11 protein-coding genes and 1 tRNA gene are annotated in these 15,704 nt (G+C 66.0%); 1 reads left to right on the top strand and 11 read right to left on the bottom strand.

What is annotated here, in order from left to right; genetic code table 11:
- Positions 1–178 precede the first annotated feature (178 nt).
- The 3 genes from GXY01S_RS04395 to GXY01S_RS04385 all read right to left on the bottom strand — a co-directional run bounded on the left by GXY01S_RS04395 (position 179) and on the right by GXY01S_RS04385 (position 2,637).
- The gene (locus GXY01S_RS04395; RefSeq protein ID WP_061272291.1) at positions 179–709 is read right to left on the bottom strand and encodes a GNAT family N-acetyltransferase; all 531 of its coding nucleotides are present in this window, start codon (positions 707–709) and stop codon (positions 179–181) included.
- 76 nt (positions 710–785) lie between these two features.
- Positions 786–2,465, bottom strand: a complete 1,680-nt coding sequence (gene ettA / locus GXY01S_RS04390) for an energy-dependent translational throttle protein EttA (protein ID WP_061272289.1) — start codon at positions 2,463–2,465, stop codon at positions 786–788.
- 98 nt (positions 2,466–2,563) lie between these two features.
- Positions 2,564–2,637, bottom strand: a tRNA-Ile gene (locus GXY01S_RS04385).
- A 263-nt stretch (positions 2,638–2,900) separates the two neighbouring features.
- Between GXY01S_RS04385 and ppa the strand changes: the two genes are divergently transcribed.
- Positions 2,901–3,428, top strand: a complete 528-nt coding sequence (ppa, locus tag GXY01S_RS04380) for an inorganic diphosphatase (RefSeq protein ID WP_061272287.1) — start codon at positions 2,901–2,903, stop codon at positions 3,426–3,428.
- 104 nt (positions 3,429–3,532) lie between these two features.
- On the opposite strand, the gene GXY01S_RS04375 is transcribed toward ppa, so the two are convergent.
- The 8 genes from GXY01S_RS04375 to GXY01S_RS18735 form a co-directional block, all read right to left on the bottom strand.
- Positions 3,533–4,780 (bottom strand): glycosyltransferase family 4 protein, encoded by a 1,248-nt coding sequence (locus GXY01S_RS04375; RefSeq protein WP_061272285.1) that lies wholly within the window; start codon positions 4,778–4,780, stop codon positions 3,533–3,535.
- Positions 4,781–4,819: 39 nt separating this feature from the next.
- Positions 4,820–5,704 carry a hypothetical protein gene (locus GXY01S_RS04370; protein WP_255210356.1) on the bottom strand — a complete coding sequence of 295 codons (885 nt, stop codon included), beginning with the start codon at positions 5,702–5,704 and terminating at the stop codon, positions 4,820–4,822.
- Positions 5,705–6,047: 343 nt separating this feature from the next.
- Positions 6,048–8,957 carry a glycosyltransferase gene (locus GXY01S_RS04365; RefSeq protein ID WP_061272283.1) on the bottom strand — a complete coding sequence of 970 codons (2,910 nt, stop codon included), beginning with the start codon at positions 8,955–8,957 and terminating at the stop codon, positions 6,048–6,050.
- Complete coding sequence (locus GXY01S_RS04360; RefSeq protein ID WP_061272281.1) at positions 8,954–10,699, bottom strand: tetratricopeptide repeat protein; 1,746 nt, start codon at positions 10,697–10,699, stop codon at positions 8,954–8,956. Before GXY01S_RS04360 ends, GXY01S_RS04365 begins: the two co-directional genes overlap by 4 nt.
- Positions 10,700–10,711: 12 nt before the next feature.
- The gene (locus GXY01S_RS04355) at positions 10,712–12,166 is read right to left on the bottom strand and encodes an HlyD family type I secretion periplasmic adaptor subunit (RefSeq protein ID WP_061272279.1); all 1,455 of its coding nucleotides are present in this window, start codon (positions 12,164–12,166) and stop codon (positions 10,712–10,714) included.
- A complete protein-coding gene (locus tag GXY01S_RS04350; RefSeq protein ID WP_255210355.1) occupies positions 12,163–14,397 on the bottom strand; it encodes a peptidase domain-containing ABC transporter in 2,235 nt (744 codons plus the stop codon). The genes GXY01S_RS04355 and GXY01S_RS04350 overlap by 4 nt, the downstream gene beginning before the upstream one ends.
- 226 nt (positions 14,398–14,623) lie before the next feature.
- Complete coding sequence (locus GXY01S_RS04345) at positions 14,624–15,418, bottom strand: polyprenol monophosphomannose synthase (protein ID WP_061272272.1); 795 nt, start codon at positions 15,416–15,418, stop codon at positions 14,624–14,626.
- 56 nt (positions 15,419–15,474) lie between these two features.
- Positions 15,475–15,704, bottom strand: a 230-nt coding sequence (locus GXY01S_RS18735) for a hypothetical protein (protein WP_218003156.1), incomplete at its 5' end; no start/stop codon positions are given.

The raw sequence follows: 15,704 nt of genomic DNA, 5'->3' as shown, positions 1-15,704 counted from the left end.
CAACCAGCCACGTATTGAGAGACTGCCTGAAAACTCAGCCCGGAAAACATCCAGAATCATAAGAAAGTTTTTGGTGAAGCTTTTTTCAAAAAGCTTCAGGGAACGCCATCTTTTTGAAAAAAGACGACACCCGAAAACTTTTACCATTTTTTATCAATGAGTTGTTTTCAAAAAATCTTTAATGCAGGCTGGCCCATGCAGGCGCGCCCCGCAGGCTATGATAGAGCAGAATATCCGGCCCACATCGTTCTGGCCGGTCCGGGCACACGCTCATGCCCGCCCCGCCAAAAACCTGCCGGGCCACAATGTCGTGCGCGCGCACATAGGCAATGACCCGGCTCACCCCTGCATCATGCGCAAAGGCCAGAGCCGTGGTTGTTGCCTCACGCGATAGCGCCGTATCACGCGCATCGGCGACCATGGTGAACTGCAATTCATGGCAGTCAGGCACGGTAGTGGAAGGCTGCACGCCTGCCAGCCCGATGAACCGCCCCTGCTGGCGCACGGTAAACATGCCCACGCCCTCGCGGCCCCAGGTCATGAGATCGGTCAGCATGTCCTGCTCGCTCAGCACGCGGTTGCACACGCCGCCCGCGAGCCGCCCGGTCACGCCAGCGCTGGCCTTGAGCCGCACCACATCCTCAAGGTCGGTCCATGAGACCGGATCAAGCTGCAGGTGGCCTGTCTGTATGCGATATCGACATCCCATTACTGCCTCCTCCAGGGCCGGTGCGTAAAACCCGGCCTTTATTGAAGGCAGATAATGAAGCCGATGGCAAATGGAATCAGCGCGCGATGGGGCGGTACTTGATGCGGCTCGGCTCGGTCGCGTCCGGGCCAAGGCGGCGGCGCTTGTCTTCCTCATAGGCCTGGAAGTTGCCTTCGAACCACTCAACGTGGCTATCACCCTCAAAGGCCAGGATGTGGGTGGCCAGACGGTCAAGGAACCAGCGATCATGGCTGATGATGACAGCACAGCCCGCGAATTCGGCCAGGGCCTCCTCCAGCGCGCGCAGCGTATCGACATCAAGGTCGTTGGTCGGCTCATCAAGCAGGATCACGTTGCTTTCCTGCCGCAGCATCTTGGCCAGATGCACGCGGTTGCGCTCACCACCCGAGAGCACGCCCACCTTCTTCTGCTGGTCAGCACCCTTGAAGTTGAAGGCGCCGACATAGGCGCGCGACGGCACGGCGCGCTTGCCAAGGTAGATCACGTCGGTCCCGCCGGAGATTTCCTCCCATACGGTCTTGTCATCATCAAGGCTGAAGCGCGACTGGTCCACGTAACCGAGCTTGACCGTGTCACCAATGATCAGCTTGCCGCTATCGGGCGTTTCCTGCCCCATGATCATCTTGAACAGGGTGGACTTGCCCGCGCCGTTCGGCCCGATCACGCCCACGATGCCGCCCGGCGGCAGCTTGAAGTTCAGGTCATCGATCAGCAGGTGGTTGCCAAAGCCCTTGCGCAGGTCCTCGGCCTCGATCACGGTGCTGCCAAGGCGGGGGCCGGGCGGAATGACGATGTCGGCCACGCCATTCGCCTTCTCGTTATTCTGGGCCAGCATTTCCTCATAGCGCGCGATACGCGACTTGCTCTTGGCCTGACGGGCCTTGGGCGAGGAGCCGATCCATTCCTGCTCGGCGGCAAGGGCGCGCTGGCGTGCGCTCTCTTCCTTTTCCTCCTGCGCCAGGCGCTTGCGCTTCTGGGTCAGCCAGGAGGAGTAGTTGCCCTCGAACGGATAGCCACGGCCACGCTCGAGTTCCAAAATCCAGTTGGTGACGTTATCGAGGAAGTAACGGTCATGGGTAATGACCATCACGGTGCCTTCATAGTCACGCAGCGTCTTTTCCAGCCAGGACACGCTTTCCGCATCAAGGTGGTTGGTCGGCTCATCGAGCAGCAGCAGGTCGGGCTTTTCAAGCAGCAGGCGGCACAGGGCCACGCGGCGGCGCTCACCACCGGAGAGCTTTTCAACGGGGCTGTCAGCGGGCGGGCAGCGCAGGGCCTCGAGCGCGATCTCGAGCTTGCGGTCCAGTTCCCAGCCATCGCCCGCGTCGATCACTTCCTGCAGTTCGGCCTGTTCGGCCAGCAGGGTGTTCATCTCGTCATCCGACATGGGTTCGGCGAACTTCATCGAGATCTCGTTGAAGCGGTCCACGGCCTTTTTCAGCGGGCCAAAGCCCAGCGCCACGTTCTCGCCCACCGTCAGGCTCTCGTCGAGCTTGGGTTCCTGCTCAAGGTAGCCCACGCGCGCGCCCTCGGCGGCCCAGGCCTCGCCGCCGAATTCCTTTTCCACGCCAGCCATGATCTTGAGCAGCGTCGATTTACCGGCGCCGTTGACGCCAAGCACGCCAATCTTGACGCCGGGCAGGAAGGACAGGGTAATGCCCTTGAAGACCTCACGCCCACCCGGATACGCCTTGGTCAGGTCCTTCATCACATAGACATATTGCGTGGCGGCCATGACGGTCGGCTCCTGATAAACTGATGAGAAAATGGTCAAGTCACCGCGCGGCGTGGGCTACACCGGGGCATGCCCGCCGCGCCGCATGCTGAAAAGCCTGCGCCCGGCAGGACTTGAACCCGCAACCAAGCCGTTATGAGCGGCCCGCTCTAACCAATTGAGCTACGGGCGCGCAGGCAGCCCCTGATCTCGCGCATGTCGCGGGTTTTGGCAAGATCAACGTGGCTTTTTGTGCGTAATTTTTTCGGTGATACAGGCGATATCGCCATAAAAAAAACACGTTCATGATCTGGCTCATGGTAGACCGCCCTGCCACGGAACATGACTTGCACAGGAAACGCGGGGAGATATACCGTCATCCCCCGTTAATTCATGCCGCGACACTCTGGCGCGGCCCTTAACGGCACATACAGGCAGCAGGAGGCCTGAACAGCAATGGACGTATCGAAGATTTCCCCCGGCAAGGACGTACCCAACGACATCAACGTCGTGATCGAAATTCCGCAGGGTTCAGGCGTCAAGTACGAGATCGACAAGGATAGCGGCGCGCTGGTGGTGGACCGCATCCTGTTCACGCCCATGGTCTATCCGGCCGCCTATGGCTTCATTCCCAACACGCTGGCCGCCGATGGCGACCCGACCGATGCGCTGGTGCTGATGCCCGCCGCCGTGGTGCCCGGCGTTGTGGTGCGCGCGCGCCCCATCGGCGTGCTGCGCATGGAAGACGAGAGCGGCCAGGACGAAAAGATCATCTGCGTGCCGCACGACAAGGTGCACCCGTACTATTCCAACGTGGAAAAGCTCGAGGACCTGCCCGAGATCGTGCTCAAGGAGATCGAGCACTTCTTCACCCGCTACAAGGACCTGGAAAAGGGCAAGTGGGTCAAGGTTGCAGGCTGGGCCGACAAGAAGGTCGCGGGCGAAGTGATCCTTGAATCCGTCAAGGCCGTCGCTGGCAAGTAAGACGCTACCGGATAAAGGTTTTTGGTGAAGCTTTTTTCAAAAAGCTTTGAAAAAACGCCGCCTTTTTGAAAAAAGGCGGCACCCAAAAACTTTTATCTCCCTTGTCAGGCCGCGTTGATGAGCCTGCTGCCACCTTGGGTCAGTTCCCCGATCAGTTGATGGTAGCCCGCCATATAGTCCTCCATGGCCAGCGTTTTTACGGCGTGGGCACGGACATTGGCCCGCAGTCGCGCCGCCAGCCCCTCATCCTCCAGCAGTTCCACCACGCCCTGCGCAATGCGCCATGGCGCGAGGAAGGGCACAAGCCGCGCGGTGCGGCCATCGTGCAGGAATTCCTCGACCGGCGCGGTCTGGCTACCCACGATCGCGCAGCCGCAGGCCATGGCCTCACGCAGGGACCATGACGCAACAAACGGGTATGTCAGGTAGACATGCACGTCCGATCGCTGCAGCAGGCGGCGGAAATCGTCATAATCCACCCTTCCGGCAAAATGCACGCGCCGCATGTCCAGCACGCTGCCAAGTTCGGCCAGCATGTGCTGCCGCCATGTCTGCCCACCCGGCGCGGGGCCGCCATAGCTGACCCCATCGCCACCCACCAGCACCACCCGCGCATCAGGCCGCGCGCGCAAAATATGCGGCAGCGCGCGCATGAACACATGAAACCCGCGATACGGCTCAAGGTCACGCGCAACATAGGTGACCAGTTTCTCGCCGGGCTGCACCACCACATGGCCCAGCGTGAAGGGGCGCAGGCGGGCCTGCGGGTCCGGGGCGCATTTTTGCAGGTCCACCCCTTCGGGCAGCAGGGTCAGGCGCGGGCGCGCCCAGTCGGGATAGGTCGCATGCTGGAAACGCGTGGGCGTATGCCCCCACCCCGGCAGGGCAAGGGCGAGCAGGTTGAGCGTATTGCGAGCGCGAATGAGGGGTGCCACGTCGGATGCAGGCGCGAATTCAGGGTCAAATCCTACATCCAGCCCGGTGGGATGATAGAAAAACTCATAATAGCCCAGCAGCGGCACGCCGGGATACACATCGGGCAGGTCCAGCATCTCGCCCCAGCCATGGTGGCCGATGATGATGTCGGGCACATAGCCCAGATCCCGCAGGGTGCGGGCCGCCCTTGCTACCGCCGCCGCGCGCTGCATGGCGCGGGCAAGTTCCGCCACCGGCCCCGGCGCCGCCAGTTCGGGCGCAGGCGGCAGGCGGTAGGATACCCGGCGCACGCCCGCCATGTGCGACGTTCCTGATTCGCTGATGAAAATGATCTCGTTGCCGCCCTGCCCCCGCAGGTCGCGCAGCAGGTGCAGGAACTGGGCCGGAAAATTCTGGTGCACGAACAGATATTTCATGCCTGCCCTCCGCGCCTGCCGCCTGTGGTCATGAACCGCTCAGCACGCCGGGCCTGTGGGGCGTTGCCCACCACGGCGGCCCGACTTGGCGGGCGGGGCAGCGCCGCCGGGCTTGCGGTGCCACCACGGCACGGGCTGGTCCGGGCTGGCCTGCGCCTTGCGCTTCGTTTTTTCAGGCGGGGCATCGTCCTGCCCGGCCTCTACCACGCCGGATGGTTCCCGCCGGTGCTGCGGTGGCACGCGCCTGCCCCGCCTCACCCGCCCCACAGGCGGCGCGGGGGCTACGGGCGGGGCCAGCGCAGCGAGCACCTGATCTTCCGTGCTGGCATCGCCCCCCACCAAGGCAGGCGGTTGAACCGGAATACGGGGCCGCACCACCACGCGAAAAGCCTCGAGCGGAGCCTGTGTTGCGGCCATGACCGGCGCATCCGCTACCGGGCCGATGCGGCTGCCATCGGTAAAGCTGGCCTCCACCTGGCATTCGCAGGCTTCGGCCGCCGCCCCCTTCAGCCGCACGCGCAGGCCAAGCAGGGGCAGCGCCATGCCCCTGCTGCCACAATACGCGCCCCCGCTCACCCAGGGCGAGAACCAGTCCTGCCCCAGTATGGCCTGATATTCGAGATCGGCCGGGGCCACGCCGGGGGCGGGCTGGATGGCGAATCCTTCCAGCCAGTGGCCGCTCCCGCTCTTTCCCATCCATGCCCCAAGCTCTGCCCGCACATCACCACGGCGCTGGATATGGGCAATCATGCCACCCGCCACCGGAGCCGGTGCAGCCTGCGCCACCCGTGCCGGTTCGGCGGCAGGCCGGGCCGCAGCCGGGCTGCCAAGGCGGACAATCTGCAGGGCGGGCAGTTCACCGGTCGCATCAGGCTCGCGATAGGTGGTGACCAGCACCGCACCGCCACCTGCGGGCACCGCCACCAACGCTGCCCCGTGCTCGCCCCGATCCAGCCCTGCGCATCAAACGTGCTGACGCGCACCCCATCCATGCCCGGCGGCGCGCTGACGCGCATGCCCGTCAACTTCCCGAAGTGCATGGGGGCGGACAGGGCCGCATGAAACAGGCAGTACAGACCCGCTTCAAGCTGCATGAGCCGTGCGGTGGCCTGCACGGTATCGGGCTTTGCCACGGAGGCGGGTTCGCTTGCAGTCTGCATCATGGCCGCCCTACCCGGAAAGGGGACGGCACGGGCGCACGGACAGGGGCGGAATGGGTCAAGGCGGGCCTCTTGCAACGGGTCAGGAACAGGCCGGGCGTGCAACGTCATGCCCGATCCGTGCAATAAGACAGCAAAAACGTATTCAATTGGTGAACGGGCAGCCCCAGCGGCACGCACGTGCCCCGCCCCGTGACGCGGATGCGCTGCGCGATGGTGCCGATATCAAACGCCACGGCCCGCAACCCCGCCCGCCACAGCAGCGTGAGCGTGAAGCACCATGTCTCGGGCCACAGCGCAGGCATGAAGCCCACATCGCCCGCGCAGCCGCGCACCAGCGCCGGGCCATCCGCTTCATCATAATGACCGGTCACGAACACGCGGCCCGTTTCCAGCAGGGCGGCATCATCCGCCGTGTGGCCCACCACCACGAATTCCAGCGGCAGGTCACGCGCGCGCGCATCGCGTGCCGCCGCAAGCACGATGGCATGGCCTTTTTCCAGCCCGATTCCGCCCACGATCACCACCCGGCAGCGCCCGTTACGGGGCGGCAGGAAGGTGGCGGCAGGCGTGGTGTCGCGGGCGGCAAATTGCGGCAGGGACTGCGCGGGGCAATCATCCTCCAATGCATGCACATGGGGCGTGACATGAGGAAAATACCGGCCCAGCCGCAGCGCAACCTCCGCCGAGGGCACGACCACCCGCCGCGCACCGGCAAGGTCACGGGCCGTGTCACGGCGCAGGCGCGTCACATCCCGCTCGCCCACTACGGAGCCGAGCACGCTCACGCAGGCCGCGCAGCCTGCCGCATCCGGCTCGCCGCAATACCGCCCCGCAGGCCCCACCAATGTGACGCGCGGGCACAGCCCGGCATAGTCATGCACGTAATACGCATAGGGCAGCGCCAGCACGCGGCACAAAGCCCGCGCGCGCCCGTCGTGGCCGAGTTGATGATGGATCTCGACCCGCGCAACACCCAGCGCGCGCAGCAGGGTTACAAGGGCTGCTTCCTGCGCGGGCCAGGCAAAATGCAGCTCCGGCCAGTCGGCATCGGGCCTGCCATCGCGCAGCACGAACCCCTCGGGCGTGGGGTCGAGCACGACCGGCAACCGCCCCGCCGCCAGCCCATGCCGCGCCCGCGCCCGCACCACGCGCGCCACACCGCCGCCTTCGCCGTGGCTGACCAGCAGCACCGCCGCCTCCAGCCCTGCCGCCACCACGCCACGGCACCACACCAGAACCGACAGCCTGTGCCGCGCCGCCCGTAGCGGATCGGCTGCGATATGGGCCGCCACCAGCGCGTCATAACCGGGAAACAGCCGGTTCAGAATCCAGGTATTGCGCCGCAGCAGGTCAGCCCGCGCGCTGGCAAACGACACGCCCCCCGCATGCCCCACAAACGCGCCCACCGCCGCCCGGTGCCGCCAGCCGCCCAGGCGCGCGCGCATGCAGAAATCATTTTCCTCCCCATACCCCCGGCCAAACAGGTCGGGGCGGAAGCCGCCGGTCTGGCGCAGGCAGTCGTGGCGGATGAACATGCAGAACCCGTGCGCGGTAGGAATCTCGACATCCTGCCCGCCATTGGCCCGCCTTGCCGCGTCCATCAGCCGCCGCACCGCCGCAGGGCCGCCGGTCAGCGGGGCGGGACGTGCAGGGTCCGGCCATGTGAGGATGGTCGCATCATTGGAAAGCGGCGAGACGGTGCCCGTATCGGCGCGGGCATAGGCGACAAGCCGCATTTCCTCCAGCCAGCCGGGTGCCACCAGCGTATCGCTGTTGAGCAGCACCACGTCACGGCCCTGCGCATCCGCCAGTGCGGTGCACACCGCAGCCGGATAGCCCCGGTTACGGGCATGGCGGCGCAGCACGATACGCCCCTGCCCTGCCAGCACGTCAAGCGCGCGGGCAAGGTCAGGGTCCGGCGTGGCGTCATCCACCACCATGATCTCGGTCGTGGCCTGCGTCGGGGCCACAAGGCTGGCCAGCACGCTGTCGATACAGGCCAGCGTGCCCGCGCGGTCGGCATAGACGGGAATGACGATCCGGCATCGCGCGGCGTGGGGCGGCACGCGCACCGGCGCCACGCCACGGCCACGCATGGCGGGAAAGACGGGCCAGGCGGCAGGAAGCCCGATGGGTAGCGGCGAGCCGGTCAGATCCCGCCCGTCAGGCCACGCGACCCGCACGCTGCCACCTGTCGCCATGGCCCGCCACGGCACATGAAACGTCCAGACCGGCAGGCCGGGGCCTGCCGCGCTGTCCTGTCGGCCCACCTTGCCACGCGTGAGCGTGAGGGGCCGCCTGCCCTTGGCATCGATCAGGTGCAGCACGGGGTGGCAATCGGGCCGGGCGGGCATGAAGGCCCAGCCTGCAAGCCCGTGGTCATCGGGCCACATGGCGCCGAGTGTTGCGCACAAGGCCGCGCGGTCGGGGCGACCGCCAAGCAGCACGGCGCCCGCATGGCGCACCACGATCTCGCCCCCATGCCGCCAGTGCGGGGGCAGCCGCAAACTGTCGCCCGGCTGCGTTGGACAAAGCTGGCCATCGAGCAGGATTTCAGGCCGGGCGCGCGCGGGCAGGCCACCCCAGTGCAGCACGCCATCAGGGTCAGGCGCGCACCAGCCGGGTTGCCCCGTGCGCTGGCACATGAGCGTTGCCGCGCGGCACAGGTCGGGGTCGAAACCATAACGGGTAAAAAAGCGCTCGAGCGCCGCCTCGGCCCGGCGCCATGCGCCGCCATTGCACAACGCCAGCACCAGCAGTTTCAGCCCCGCGCGGAATTCCTGCCCGGCCATGAGCCGTTCAACCGCCCGCGCCGCCTCATGTGCCTGCCCGGCACCCAGCAGCACCGCCGCCTGCGCGAAACGGACCGCCCCATCGCCCGCGGCCATGCGGGCGGCGCGCGCCATCCACGCCACGGCCTGCGCATGCTGGCCCGCTGCTGCCAGCCGCCATGCCTGCCGCATGGCGGCGGTAACCTCTTTCTCCGGCATGGCATGGGGCGGTTGGCCGTTCATCCGCCCGCCAGTTGCGCGTAATCGGCCCGCGCGGCCTCAAGCCCCTGCGCAAGTGCGTGTTCCAGCCAGTGACGGGCCTGTGACACGTCCACGCGCCCGGCCAGCCCGCGTGCCAGGTAGCGCCCTGCCATCATCTGCGCCAGCGCGTGGCCTGCTTCAGCCGCCTGAAGGAACCAGCGCAAGGCCTGCGCCCGGTCGGGCGGGATGTCGTGGCCACCACCATAGAGCGCGCCCAGCGAGAACATGGCCTCTGCCCGGCCAGCGGCGGCGGCCTTGTGATACAGGGCCAGCGCCCCCGCATGGTCGCGCGGGCCGCCCTGCCCTTCCAGCCGGAGTTGGGCCGCGGCAAGACAGGCCTCGGGCAGGCCCAACGTGGCCGCCTGCTCCAGCCACTGCCGCGCCTGCGCCGAGTCAGTCGCCACGCCATCACCTTCGAGCAGCATGCGGCCATGCCAGTAAGCGGCATTGACCACGCCCGCGCGGGCGGCGCGTTCCATCCACATGGCGGCCGCCACGCGGTCCACGGGTCGGCCCACGCCCTCATGCAGGCTGACCGCAAGGTTGAACATGGCGACCGGGTCACCCGCCTGTGCCGCCGGTTCAAAATCAACCCGTGCGGGCGGGGTGGCGGCCTGTTCCGCCCTGCCTGCCAGCAGGGTTGCGGCGAGGTCGCTCATGGCGGTGACATCACCAAGTTCCGCCGCGCGTTCCAGCCACGCGCGGGCCAGGTCAGGATCAGCCGCCACGCCGCGCCCCTGCTGATACAGCACGGCCAGCATGCGGCAGGCCAGCGCATGACCGTGTCCTGCCGCCATGCGGTACCACGCCACCGCTTCATGATCGGCGGGAATGGCCGCCTCGCCGCGTGCATGCAGGTCGCCCAGCAGGGCGGCGGCCTCGCGGTCGCCGCCAAGGGCCGCGCGGCGCAGCCATGTCTCGGCCATCAGCAAATTGCGCGGACCATCCGCCCGGTCATGCAGCAGCAACGCACCATAGCGGGCCTGCGCGGGGCGCACGCCCTGTTCCGCCGCCCGCCCGTACCACAACGCGGCCTGACCCGTGTCACGCGCCGTGCCCCAGCCGCGCTCATGCAAAAGGCCCAGCATGTACTGCGCGGTGGGCAGGCCGCCTTGCGCCGCCCGGTTCAGGGCGGCCACCGCATCGGGGTCAGTTCCCGGCACTTCCGCCGCAAGATGCGCCACCGCCAGCCCCAGATCACCCTGTGGGCACCCTGCCTGTGCCGCGCGCGCGCACCATTGTCGCGCTGCCTCCGGGTCGCGCACGCTGTCAGGCCCGCAGGCCAGCAGATAGCCATACAGCGCCTGCGCATCGGGCAGGCCGAGGCTGGCCGCACGCTGCGCCCAGCCGGTGGCGGCAACAGGGTCGGGCCAGAGTTCTATGCCCGCGGGCAGGCTTGCTGGCAGCAGGCCGTCGGCCCCTTTGCCATCGGGCGGATCAACCAGCAGCATGAGCGCCATGGCAAAACAGGCTTCGGCATGATTGGCGGTTGCGGCGCGGTGCATCCAGCGCACGCCCTCGGCAGGGCTGCGGGGTGCGCCCCAGCCTTCCAGATAGGCGCGGGCCACCTGGTACTGCGCGGCCACCATGCCCTCCTGCGCCAGCCTGCCCAGCAGGGCAAAACCCTGCGGGGCACGGCCTTCATGCTCCAGCCAGCCCATGGCGCGCTGCAGCCGCCCCTGCGCGGAGAACCCCTCCCGCCAGCGCGAAAGCAGTTTGTACATCCTACGCCCCGCTCAGGGTTCGCGCATGCCGTCGGTCACGGCAGGCAGCAGGCGGTTGAGCAGGTACTGCATCATGGTGCGCCGCCCGATATGGATATCGGCCTCGACCGGCATGCCCGGCTGCGGATGGAAGAAAGGTGGCACGCCATGCAGGGTGTAACGGTCGATGGACAGGCGCACGCGGTAGAAAGCGTTCATCGGGTCGCCATCTTCCCCGCCCGTCTGCGCAGTACTGCCGCCTGCCTGGCCTGATGCATCGGTAAACGCGTCAGGGCTGATAACACGCACCGTGGCATCACCCCCGCCATATTGCGTGTAGGGAAAGGCCGAGAATTTGAGCAGCGCGTGATCGCCCGCGCGCGCATAGCCCGCATCCACCCCGCGCAGCGTGGCCTCGACATCGAGCCGGGCGGCGGCGGGCACCAGTGTCATGAGCGGGCTGGCGGCCTGAATGACCGAGCCTGCGGAGAGATGGGCGATGCTCAGCACCACCGCATCGCGGTCGGCGCGCATGATGACAAGGTCGTGGTGCAGCATGGCCTTGCTGTAGCTGCCCTCGGCATCGGCCAGGCGGTGCTGCGCCAGGGCCAGATCCTGATACACGGTGGCGTGCCAGTTGCTGGCATAGCCATCGCGCTGCGCCGTCATGCCATCAAGGCGGGCGCGGGTGCTGTCCGCCTCGTGCCGGGCGGAAACCTGCGAGCGCACCACCTCCATCAGGCTATCCTGCGCCGCCAGCGTGGAAAGCCTGCTGCCCACCTGCTCGTGCTGCAGGCGCATGCGCATGTCCTGCACGTCACGCGCTACACGAGCGCGGGCGGCATACATCGCGGCACTGGCCTCATAACCCTGCAACTCGCTTTTCAGCCCCGCGACCTGACGGTCGTAATTGGCCATCTGGGCAGTATATTCGGCCTCGCGCCGCAAAAAGGCCGCCGCTTCCTGCACGGACGCGGGGTCATTCACATCCGCCCTGTAGGGCTGGCCCGCGGCCTCGGCGGTGCGGCGGGCCACCTCGGCGCGATAGGCCATGACCTGACGGCTCAGGTTGGTAACATCCGCATCGGTCATGGTGGGATCGAGGCGGGCCAGTACCTGCCCCTTGCGCACGGTGTCGCCCTCATGCACGTCGATCGAGCGGATGATCGCGGTCTCGAGGGGCTGGATGACCATCGTCTCGTCAAACGGGGTGAGCCTGCCATTGACACTCACAACCCGGTCGAGCGGCAGGAAGGTCATGACCAGCAGCCCTGCCCCTGCAAGGGCCGCAATCAGCCAGACCACGTAACGCGCCGCGTCCGATGGCGGCAGGCCGACCAGGGCCGCACTCGGCGAGTAAAAGGAGAGCAGCGCGGGCGGCAGGTCGGTTGGCACGTCCGCCGTGGGCGGTGGCAGCACGGACAGGATCGCCCCTTCCGCGGGGCCGCCCTGCGTATCGGGCGGGGGGATGAGCGCCTGCCCGCTCATGCCGCATCACCCTGCATGGTGGCAAGCGGCGGGCCGCCGGTTTCGGGCAGGCGGTTCTGCTGCATCCACAGCGTGCGGTAGATGGCGCAGCGCCCCAGCAGTTCGGCATGCGTGCCGATATCGACCACCTGCCCGTGGTCGAGCACGCAGATCTGGTGACATTCCACCAGCGAGGCCAGCCGGTGCGACACGATTACCATGGTGCGCCCGCGCGCAAGGTGGCGCAGGTTGGCGTTGACCACCGCCTCGCTCTCGGGGTCAAGGGCGGAGGTGGCTTCATCGAGGATCATGAGTTTCGGGTCGGAAATCACGGCGCGCGCGATGGCGAGGCGCTGGCGCTGGCCGCCGGAAATGTTGGTCGAGCCCTCCTCGATCCAGGTATCGAAGCCCGCAGGCATGCGCTCGATGAACTCCTCCGCCCCCGCAAGGCGGGCGGCGCGCACCACGTCCTCCAGCGTCAGGCCCGGCCGGCCCGCGATGATGTTGTCGCGGATGGTGCCGCGAAACAGGAAGTTGTCCTGCAACACCACGCCACAGGAGCGGCGCAGATAGGTCAGGTTGATCTCGCGCAGGTCGATGCCATCAAGCCGCAGATGGCCGGTATAATTGCGGCTCACCCCCTGCAGCAGCCGCGTGATGGTGGACTTGCCCGAGCCGCTGCGCCCCACCAGCCCCAGCATGGTGCCCGCGGGCACGCTGAAGGTGATGTCATCCAGCGCGGGGGCTGAAGCACCGGGATAGGTAAAGCACACATTGGCAAATGACAGCGCCCCGTGCAGCGGCGGACGCAGGCCGGTGGTGAGCGCGCGGGTCTCGGTCGGGCGGTTGAGCACGGAGCCGGTCTCGGCCAGAGCGGCGCGCACCTCGTTGAGGTCATCGATCAGCCGGGCCATGCTCACCAGCGGCGCGGCCACGCGGCCGCCCAGCATCATGAACGCCATGAGCGCGCCCGCCTCCATGCCCGAGGTCGTGGAGGTAATGGCCATATACGCCCCGATGAGAATGATGCCGCGATTGATGAACAGGTCGAGCGGCATGACCGCCGTGCCCACCCAGTTGCCCATGCGCCCGGCATCAAGCGAGGCGGTGACGACATCGGCCGTTTTTTCATCCCACACCGCGCGGCGCACCGGCTCCAGCGCCAGCGTCTTGACGGTGCGGATGCCGGCCACCGTTTCATACAATGCGGCGCTGCGGGCCATCTCGGCGCGGATCTGCCGGTTGATCAGCCGCCCCACGGTGGGCATGGCCAGCAGGATGATGACCCCAATCAGCGCAGCACCCACAACGGTCATCCACGCCAGCGTGGCGCTGAGCCAGAACAGGAAAGGCAGCACCACCAGCAGGGTGAACAGGTCAAGGAAAGTGCCCAGCAGCTTGCCGGTCATGAACTGCCGCACCTTGTAGATGGCGCTGATGCGATCGATGATGTTGCCCGCCTGCTCGCGCTCGAAAAACTCCAGCGGCAGGGCCAGCAGCCGGTCGAACACAGCCAGCGAGATACGCGTATCAAGCCGCGTGGTCAGCACCAGCGTGATCTCGCGCCGCGCATGGGTGAGCAGGATTTCATACACCGCCATGACCACGACCAGCCCGGTGAGCGAGACAAGGGTGGCCATGGAATGGAAGTTCACCACCCGGTCGATCACCTGCATGACGATGAGCGGCGGGAAGATGGCCAGCACGCTGATCACGACGGAGGACAGCACCACATCGCGCAGCAGCCTGCGCTCGCCCAGCACCAGGCGGCGCAGCCATGCGAAATCAACCGGCGGCTCGGGGCGCGTGCTATCGTGCTGGCCACGCACCAGCAGCACGTCGCCCGTCCAGACCGCTTCAAGCCGCAGGGCATCGATCGCGACCGGAGGCGCCTCGGGGCTGGCGAAGGGATCGGCCAGCCAGACCACGCCGGCGGCTTCATCAGCACCCACCATGAGCCCCGCCGAGCCATCGGCAAACATGAGCACGACCGGCGGCACGTCGTGCAGGCGCACAAGCTCGCGCCATTGCAGGCGCATGCCCCTTGCGGTGCCGCCGTTTTCCTCCACCCAGCGCGCCAGAGCGGGAATGGAGGGGGCGGGATCATCCGGCTCACCGGCAAAGTCACGCACATCAAGGTCGATGCCATGAAAGCGCGCCGCACGCAGCACCGCCTGCAGGCGGATCAGTTCCGGCGCGCGCCGTGGCGGTGTCTGCCCGGCAGGGCCGCCTGCTTGGTCTGGATGGGCCACGGCACCCCTTTGCATTGCATGTTCTGTCCCTCAACCCGGCCAAGGGTAGGGAAAGAAAGCAAAGGGTTCCTTAACGGCGCTTTTTCGCGCACGTAAAATGCGCCTGCCTGCATGCGGGGGCTTATGGCCCCGGCAGGAATACTGCCCTCAGGGGCTTGCCCACAGTTGGTGAGGCTGTGAAATACAAGCCCGCACCCGGTTCAATAAACTGAACCCGGCTGCGTGCTTACGTGGACTTTTTCGCTGCGCCAGCCGCTTTTGTTCTGTTGCGCAGATTGCAAAAGATCATCTGCGCAAACTGCAGCAGCACCTTGCTGTCCATCTTGCTGTCTCCCTCATGGCGGGAGCGGAAGACAAATGGCAGTTCAGTTACCCTGGGCTTGGTTTCCTGCACCATCAGCATGTCGAGCAGGATCTTGAAGCCCTTGCCGGACAGCCTGCTGACAGACTGGACAAACATCTCCCGCCGCACGGCAAAAAAGCCGCTCATCGGGTCGTTTACCTTAACCGGCAACAGGTACTGCGCGATGTGAATGCCCGCATTGGACAGGAACAGGCGCCATGCATTGGCCAGGCCCGCGTTATCGCCGCCTTCAACATGACGGCTGCCAATCGCCACATCATAGTTATCACGCATGATGGCATCGGCCATTTTCTGCAGCAGGCTTTCATCATGCTGCATATCGCCATCCATCACGGCCACGACAGGCGCCGAGGAGGACAGAATGCCTTCGATCACGGCGGATGAAAGCCCCCGGCGCCCGACGCGCAACAGCCCCCGCACCCGACAGTCAGCCTGCGCCAGCCGCCAGACCTCATCTATGGTGCCGTCAGGGGAATTGTCATCCACGAAGATGAGTTCCCACCTGTAGCGCGTTATCGCCTTTTCGACGGCACGGAACAGCGGCTCCACATTGCCACGTTCATTGTAACACGGAATGATGATGCTGAATTCAGGCCCTGAACGGGTGCCATTCCCGTCATGTGTATCGTCCGATGTAGAAGCAGAAGAGACTGGCATAATCAATAAGATCCAAGTAAATCACATCATGGGCAGTTCGGCCACTACAGACACTATCAAGAGGGTAGGTCGTGTTTTGCGAGCCATAGCGGATAGAGGATTTTCCCCTCTTTCACAACATAATAAAGTTCTGGGGTGAGACGGGCTTGGGTTATGGAACCTGTCCAGCGATTCAGATCCGATCGGCATCCAGGATTTGCTTTTTGTGGAACGAATGTTTCACTGAGACAGTGCATCACCGCTCGGGACAGACAGTATCCGAGGGTGGATTTAGCAAAAACGGGGG

The sequence above is a fragment of the Komagataeibacter xylinus NBRC 15237 genome (assembly GCF_001571345.1).
Taxonomy (GTDB): Bacteria; Pseudomonadota; Alphaproteobacteria; order Acetobacterales; family Acetobacteraceae; genus Komagataeibacter; species Komagataeibacter xylinus.
This window is presented reverse-complemented; position numbering and strand designations above follow the sequence as displayed.